The sequence below is a fragment of the Corallococcus terminator genome (genome assembly GCF_003611635.1).
GTDB classification, from domain to species: Bacteria; Myxococcota; Myxococcia; order Myxococcales; family Myxococcaceae; genus Corallococcus; species Corallococcus terminator.
The window spans coordinates 1-6,652 of record NZ_RAVZ01000445.1 but is presented as its reverse complement, the minus strand read 5'-3'; the positions used below and the strand labels follow the sequence as shown (position 1 = coordinate 6,652).

The window sequence follows — 6,652 nt, the reverse complement described above, 5'->3', positions numbered from 1 at the left end:
CCCCTGCCCTGCCCCTTCGCGGCAGGCTGATGGGGCCCGGGTGGATGCCGTAGCGCAGAGGAGTCGCGCCGCCTTGCTAAGGTGGAAGACGCCGGTTCGAATCCGGTCGGTGTCTACCCGGGCATCGCGCGATGAAGCCACTGCCCGCCCCCACCGCCATCCCTTCCGACGAGGAACTCGAGCGCTGCGTGGCGCTGCTGCGCTCCGTGGAACAGTGGCCCGAGGACCACCCGGCCCGCCACGCCATCGAACAGGCCGCCATCCAGGTCCAACGCGGCCAGAAGAAGCGCCTTCGCCGGCAGCGTGAAAAGCAGCGCAAACAGGAGGACCGGAGCCTCGTCGAAGGCGTCTTCCGCGCGCAGACAGAGACGCTCGGCGTGCGCAGCCTCTCCGCCCCGGAGCCCCGCACCGACTCCGAGCTGCGCCACCCGAAGCACTGCTACGTCTGCAAGCAGCCCTTCACGCGGCTCCACGCGCGCTATCCACTGCTCTGCCCTCCGTGCGCGGACCTCAACGAGGCGAAGCGCGAGCAGCGGGCCGACCTGTCGGGACGCTCGGCGCTCATCACCGGCGGACGGACCAAGGTGGGCTTCCAGCTCGCGCTGAAGCTGCTGCGCGACAACGCACGGGTGCTCATCACCACCCGCTTCCCCCGCGATGCCGCGCGGCGCTTCGCCGCCGAACCGGACTTCGCGGACTGGGCGGACCGGCTCGCGGTGTTCGGCCTGGACCTGCGCTATCTGCCCGGCGTGAAGGCCTTCACGGAGCACCTGCTCGCCACCGAGCCGTCCCTGGACATCCTCGTCAACAACGCGGCCCAGACGCTCCGGCCGACGCCAGAGCAGCTCGATTCCCTCCGTGCACACGAACAGGCGGCCCTGCTGTCTCCACCCGCCAGCGCCCTGCTCAGGGGGAGCACCGCGTTCGAGGCGCCCACCACCGGAGTCGGCCTGCTGCCCGTGGGAGCCTCCGAACTGCTCCCGTTGACGCAGGCCCTCGCGGAGCGACCGGACGGCAACCTGGAGGACCGGGGCTCCGAGAACAGTTGGGTGCTGCGCCTGCATGAGGTGCCGTTCGTGGAGCTGCTCGAAGTGCAGCTCATCAACGCCGTCGCGCCCTTCCTCCTCAACGCGCACCTCAAGCCGCTGCTGCTCCGCTCGCCGCACGCGGACCGGCACATCGTGAACGTCTCCGCGGTGGAGGGGCAGTTCTCCCGGAAGAACAAGACGGTCTTCCATCCGCACACCAACATGGCGAAGGCGGCGCTCAACATGATGACGCGCACGTCCGCGGAGGACTACGCGCGGGACGGCATCTTCATGAACAGCGTGGACACCGGCTGGCTCACCAACGAGAACCCCCGGGAGAAGCGACTCCGCATGTCCGAACAGGGCTTCATCACCCCGCTGGACGTGGTGGATGGCGCCGCCCGCGTCTACGACCCCGTCGTGCAGGGCGTGCGGGGACAGCCCGTGCACGGCCTCTTCCTCAAGGACTACCGGAGCGCGCCATGGTGAAGGACCTCCCCGAAGCGGAGTCCGCGCAGCCGGATTGCCCCCTGGTCAAACACCCCGTCCTTCCGCGCTGCGACCCACGCGAGCTGCAACCCCTGCTCGACCACCTGGGCTGCGGCACCCTGGTGAGCGCGCCGATCCGCTTCCCCATTGGCACGCTGTTGCCCGACGGGAGGCTGGACCTCTGCAAGCAGGGCCTGGGCGTGGAAGGAACCCAGGCGGTGCTGGGCGCGCTCCGGGACCACCCGCATGTGTCGAGCCTGCTGCTGGGCACCAACGGCATGGGCGACGTGGGCGCGGCGGCCGTCGCGGAGCTGGTGCGACACAACCCACGCATCCGGACCGTGTACCTGGGCTGCAACCTCATCGGTCCCGAGGGGACGCGCCAGCTCGCGGACGCGGTGCAGCTCCGTCCGTCGGTGGAAGGGCTCTGGCTCAAGCGCAACCCGCTGGGCGCCCAGGGCACCACCCTGCTCGCGGACGCGGTGGCCACCTCCGCGCTGCGCACCCTCGACCTGGTGGACACGGGCCTGGGGGAGACGGGACTGGCCGCCCTCGTCGAGCAACTGCTGGCGCGCGATGCTCCGCTGGAATGGCTGTATTTGAGCGGCAACCGGCTCACGGCCCGGGCCGCGCGTCCGCTGGCGGAGCTGCTCCGGAAGTCCCCACGGCTCCTCGGCCTCTACCTGGCCGCGAATCCCCTGGGGGATGACAGCGCCGAAATCCTCGCGGAGGCGCTGGCGGAGAACCGCACGCTCCTGGGCCTGTCCCTGTCCAGCACGGGCCTGGGCCCACGCGGAGCCCGCGCCCTCGCGCAGGCCCTGCGGCACCACCCGGTGCTCGAATCCCTGGAGCTGGGACACGCCCCGTCGACCCGGGTGCTCCAGGCTCCGCCCAACAGGTTCGGGCCGGAAGGCGCGGAGGCACTGGCGGGCCTGCTCATGGCCAATACGCACCTGCGCTACGTCGACCTGCGCAACAGTGACCTGTCTTCCGAAGGCACCGCACGACTCATCGCCGCGTTGGGAGACCGGCCGGTGCGTCTGGCATTGGAAGGCGTCGGCGCGCTGCCCAAGCCGGTCATCGCCGCGTATCGACAGCACCAGGAGCAGGCCCGGAGCGTGCCGCGCCCGGAGTGGCCCGGGGCACGGCGCATCCGCAGTGTGTATCGTTGAAGGGAACCGCGCGCACAATGCCTCTCATCGCCGGGCGGCGAACCCCGCTCGGCCTCGCGACTCAGAGCTCCGTCACCGTGAACTCGACCTCATCCCGGTCACCGCTGGACGACACGCTCGCGTAGGACTCCCAGGTGAGCTTGATGAGGCCATTGGAGGGAGGCCCCTGCCGTTCGAATTCGACGCGGTAGGTGACGTCGAACTGATCGGCCTTGTCCTCCCGTCCCGGCGAATTCGCCAGGCCCGCATCGCGAACCCACCCCTGCTCACCGAAGGCCACCACGTCTTCAGCCCGGAGGTCCCCCTCGCTTTCATTCACGAGCCTGACGCGCAGCCACGGATAGATGTCCTCCGCGCCGCTCGCCTCGGAGTTCGCCCAGGTCCGCGACACCTTCACGGAGAGATAGGGCCAGGACACCTTCGTCCGGGTCCCTGGCTTGACCGCGGCCACCACGCGGAGGCGTCGCGTGACCACGGGTTCGCTCGCGCTCAACTCAATCAGTTCGGTGGGCGGACGCTGCCGCTCCAGGAACGTGTCGAAGTCCCCACCACACGCCGGGGTCATCAGCACCAGCCCCGTCAGCAGCAGGCAGCGCCGAAGCAGCGGGCGGAGGTCGATTCGCGGGGTCGGGTTCATGGCTCGGAGATGTCCACGGTGAAGCCGTCGGGCACGTCGCTGGTGTCCACCACGCGGACATGGGCCTGGGCCGTCCACTCCAGTTCGACCGTGCCGGCGGCGGCGTTGGCCTGGAACTCGAAGTTCACGTGCCGGCTCCACTCACAGGAGTCCTTCAGCTCGCAGTCCGGCGAAAGGTAGCCGACCCCCTCCAGGGTCAAGGGCGTCCCCGCCGTCAGGATGCCGGACGACTCCGCGCCGGAGCCGCCCGCATCTTCGGAGAGCATCACCTTCAGCCAGGGGCTCACCGTCTGGCTGGGGTCGGCGGGGATCCACCGCGCCGTGACGCGGACCGACACCTCCCCTTCCGCCCGCTTGGAGGGCGGCTTGGGGGCCGAGGCACGGATGATGATGCGGCGCGACGCCTTGGGCGCTTCGGTCGTGAGGCTCAGGGGCGCGCCCATCAGCTCCCTGGAGTCGACGTCCGGAGAGGTGGCCTGCGACGTGGCCACCACACTGGCGCAGGCCACGAACAACACGAGCCGGGCCGCCCAGAAACGGACACGGGAGCCCGGGGTCGCGGGCGGAGAAGAGACTTCCAGGATGGGGGACGGGCTCGCTCGACTCATGGGTTCGAAGCTCCGGGGTGACGACTCCCGGGCGTCCATGTCCACGCCGGGGAGCGGTTGGGTCCTGCCGCACTGCCCGCGCAGGTCAGGGAAGCTGCGACGACGAAGTCATACCCGACTTGCGCGGGAAGCATGCATAGCAAGGCGGATGCCATCTGAACGCAGAGGGCGAAGGCGTCCACTGGCAGCACTGGCGGCGCCGCTGCGCGACACGCGCGTCATACGCGTGGAGTCATGACGTTCACCGGCCGTGTCCACGCGACACCGGTCTCTGGAGCTCCTCAATCCCTCTCCCCGCGCGACGCGGATCCCCCTGGATGGATTCCGCTGATCCCGTCATGTGTCACGACGCGGACACGCCATGAAACATCGGCGGGATGCGACCCGCGTCGGCGAGTCACGGCGGACACGTGGGCCTATTTCAGTTTGATTGAGAAAGTGGTGTACGTTTCTCACGAAGCAGTTTCCCCCAGGCTGCGGAGTATCGTTCCATGAATGTGTCGCCGGTCGCCCCCCAACCGCATCGGAAGAGCTCTTCGAACAAGGTCCACCTCCACGAGACGAAGGCCCCGGGAGACCTGGGCCCCATCCAGTTGGATGACGTGCTCTGGAACCCGGTGGACGCGGAGCAGGCGCTGGAGGGACTGGAGAAGATCCTCGGCCGGTTGAATGAGCGCAATGACTCACGCGCCATCTTCCTGGACATCTATGCCATCGTCACGCGGCGGGTCGTCCACCTGCTGAGCGCGCCGGGCGCGGGCGGGTTCCTGGAGCCGCAGTGGCTGTCGCACCTCACGGGCCGCTTCGCCGAGGAGGCGCTGATCGCGGTGCGCGACTCGCTGCGCCAGCTACCCCTGCCCACCGCCGCCTGGCGCTTCGCGACGCACTACCCGGCCGCGGGCCTCACGCGTCCCTTCCAGGACGCGCTGCTGGGCGTCAGCGCCCACATCAACCACGACCTGGGCATGGTGGTGTACGACAACATTGCCCACCAGTCGCCCCCGGTCGACACGCGCAAGATGGCGCGCTACCGGCACGACTACTTCCACGTGAACGAGATCCTCCGCCAGTGCATCCCTGAATGCCTGGACCTGCTCGCGGAGCGCTACAACTGCACCTCCACCCGGCTGGCGCTGCGCGTGCCCTTCAGCCGCCCGGTGATGGAGAAGGCCGTGATGCAGATGCTCATCGTCTGGCGTCAGCGGGTCTGGGACAACGTGGTCGGGATGCTGGAGGCGCAGTCGCCCGAGGAGATCCAGGCCATCGTGGAGCGCGTCCGCACGACGTCGGGCCGCATCGCCCAGGCGCTGACCGCGGACAAGGCCTTCTGGCTCACGCTGCGCGGCTCGGCGCCCCCCTTCAGCCTGACGCTGGCGCCCGAAGCCTGGCCCGACGTGAAGCTCCCGGCCCCGGAGCCGGTCGCGAAGGTCACGCCGCTGGCGAGCTGAGCCGCGTGTCCCGTGAAGGGCTGGGCGAGGTCACCCGGGGCGACACCGGCCCCTGACGCCCCCGCCCTGCCCTTCCACGTCCCGGCTCAGTAGTTGAACTGGAGCTGGACGCGCGTCACGTGCCCCTGCTGCTGCGCGTAGGGGTAGCGCGACGAGTTGCGGTCCGCGATGAGGTACGCGCCCGTCAGCTCCAGCGCCTTGAAGATCTGCCACTCCACGCCCAGCTCCAGCTCGCGCACGTCGTAGCGCGGGGCGTTGGTCTCGAACTTCTTGCCGCCCTGGTAGAGCGTGCCCCGCAGGTAGGGGATGAGCGTCATGCCGGCCACGTCGTCCAGCTTGTACATGAGCTGCGCGTAGCCGCCGTGCAGGTTGCGGCTGTCGATGAGCAGGCCCTCGTCCGGACCCGTTCCCAGCGACGGCCCACGGCCGACGTTGTACTCGGCCATGAAGCCCAGGGGCTGCGGGTACACCATCACGCTGACGATGGCGCGGGCATCCACCATGTCGTCGCCGCGGGCCAGCGCGTAGGCCGCGTCGTCGCGCGGGGCGGCCGCCAGGCTGAAGCGGCCGTAGTAGCCGCCCACGCCCAGCTCCACGAACTGCTTGCCGAACAGGAAGGGATAGGAGACGCGGGCGACGGCGTGCGGGGTGTCGTTGCGCTCGGCGCGGTTGGCCGTCTGGCCGTTGTAGACGCCCAGGCCCACCACGCCGTAGTCGCCCGAACCCTTCAGCCCGCTGTCGACCAGGTACTTGAAGCGCGCGCGGATCTCCGCGGGCGCCCAGTAGAAGAACACGCCCAGGTCGCGCTCGTCCTTCACCGCGCTGTTGACGGCGTCGTTGCGGTCCAACGCGAGCCGGTTCTGGCTGGACTGGAGGTTCTCGAAGCCGAAGGGCACCTTCGACTGGCCCACCCGGAAGCGGAACTCCTTCTTCGAGTCCACGGAGATGTCCGCGTACCAGTCCCGCATGATGGCGACGTGGTACTGGTCGCCGATGACGGAGGCGAAGTCCGGCTGCAGGTAGATGGCCACGTGCTCGTGGACGTCCCCGTAGAAGATGAGCCGGGCGCGACGGATGCCGAAGCCGTTGTCCTTGCCGAGGAAGCGGTCACCCTGGTCGTTGATGAGGGCGTCGTTCACCCGGAAGCTGGGCAGGCGGTTGTAGCGGATCTGCGTGTAGCCCCGCAGGCTGATGCGCTCGTACCAGGCCTTGTCCTTCTTCACCTCCGGGGGCGGCGCCGCCGGGGCCGCGGCGGGAGGCACGGAGGGGG

General features: G+C 69.4%; 6 protein-coding genes and 1 tRNA gene. 4 read left to right on the top strand and 3 right to left on the bottom strand.

All coding sequences use genetic code 11. The annotated features are described in order from the left end of the window. The first annotated feature begins 43 nt into the window (after positions 1–43). From D7V88_RS37550 to D7V88_RS37540, 3 genes are all read left to right on the top strand, one after another. Positions 44–115, top strand: a tRNA-Ser gene (locus tag D7V88_RS37550). Positions 116–131: 16 nt separating this feature from the next. Beyond that, positions 132–1,517: an SDR family NAD(P)-dependent oxidoreductase gene (locus tag D7V88_RS37545; protein WP_120545371.1), complete on the top strand. Its 1,386-nt coding sequence runs from the start codon at positions 132–134 to the stop codon at positions 1,515–1,517. Next, positions 1,511–2,689: a leucine-rich repeat domain-containing protein gene (locus D7V88_RS37540; protein WP_120545370.1), complete on the top strand. Its 1,179-nt coding sequence runs from the start codon at positions 1,511–1,513 to the stop codon at positions 2,687–2,689. Before D7V88_RS37545 ends, D7V88_RS37540 begins: the two co-directional genes overlap by 7 nt. A gap of 61 nt (positions 2,690–2,750) precedes the next feature. Here the strand turns inward: D7V88_RS37540 and D7V88_RS37535 are convergent, their stop codons facing one another. Then, complete coding sequence (locus D7V88_RS37535; protein ID WP_120545369.1) at positions 2,751–3,326, bottom strand: hypothetical protein; 576 nt, start codon at positions 3,324–3,326, stop codon at positions 2,751–2,753. Further along, positions 3,323–3,934, bottom strand: a complete 612-nt coding sequence (locus tag D7V88_RS37530) for a hypothetical protein (RefSeq protein WP_120545368.1) — start codon at positions 3,932–3,934, stop codon at positions 3,323–3,325. Before D7V88_RS37530 ends, D7V88_RS37535 begins: the two co-directional genes overlap by 4 nt. A 491-nt stretch (positions 3,935–4,425) precedes the next feature. On the opposite strand from D7V88_RS37530, the gene D7V88_RS37525 reads away from it, so the two are divergent. Continuing rightward, positions 4,426–5,382, top strand: a complete 957-nt coding sequence (locus tag D7V88_RS37525; protein WP_120545367.1) for a DUF5995 family protein — start codon at positions 4,426–4,428, stop codon at positions 5,380–5,382. Between the two features lie 86 nt (positions 5,383–5,468). Here the strand turns inward: D7V88_RS37525 and D7V88_RS37520 are convergent. After that, positions 5,469–6,652: porin (locus D7V88_RS37520; RefSeq protein ID WP_120545366.1), on the bottom strand; the 1,184-nt coding region annotated here is incomplete at its 5' end.

What these genes read in the sequence shown, in the direction of transcription:
- D7V88_RS37525 (WP_120545367.1), top strand. Translation starts at nt 4,426, where the DNA reads ATGAATGTGTCGCCGGTCGCCCCCCAACCGCATCGGAAGAGCTCTTCG.
- D7V88_RS37535 (WP_120545369.1), bottom strand. Translation starts at nt 3,326, where the DNA reads ATGAACCCGACCCCGCGAATCGACCTCCGCCCGCTGCTTCGGCGCTGC.
- D7V88_RS37545 (WP_120545371.1), top strand. Translation starts at nt 132, where the DNA reads ATGAAGCCACTGCCCGCCCCCACCGCCATCCCTTCCGACGAGGAACTC.
- D7V88_RS37530 (WP_120545368.1), bottom strand. Translation starts at nt 3,934, where the DNA reads ATGAGTCGAGCGAGCCCGTCCCCCATCCTGGAAGTCTCTTCTCCGCCC.
- D7V88_RS37540 (WP_120545370.1), top strand. Translation starts at nt 1,511, where the DNA reads ATGGTGAAGGACCTCCCCGAAGCGGAGTCCGCGCAGCCGGATTGCCCC.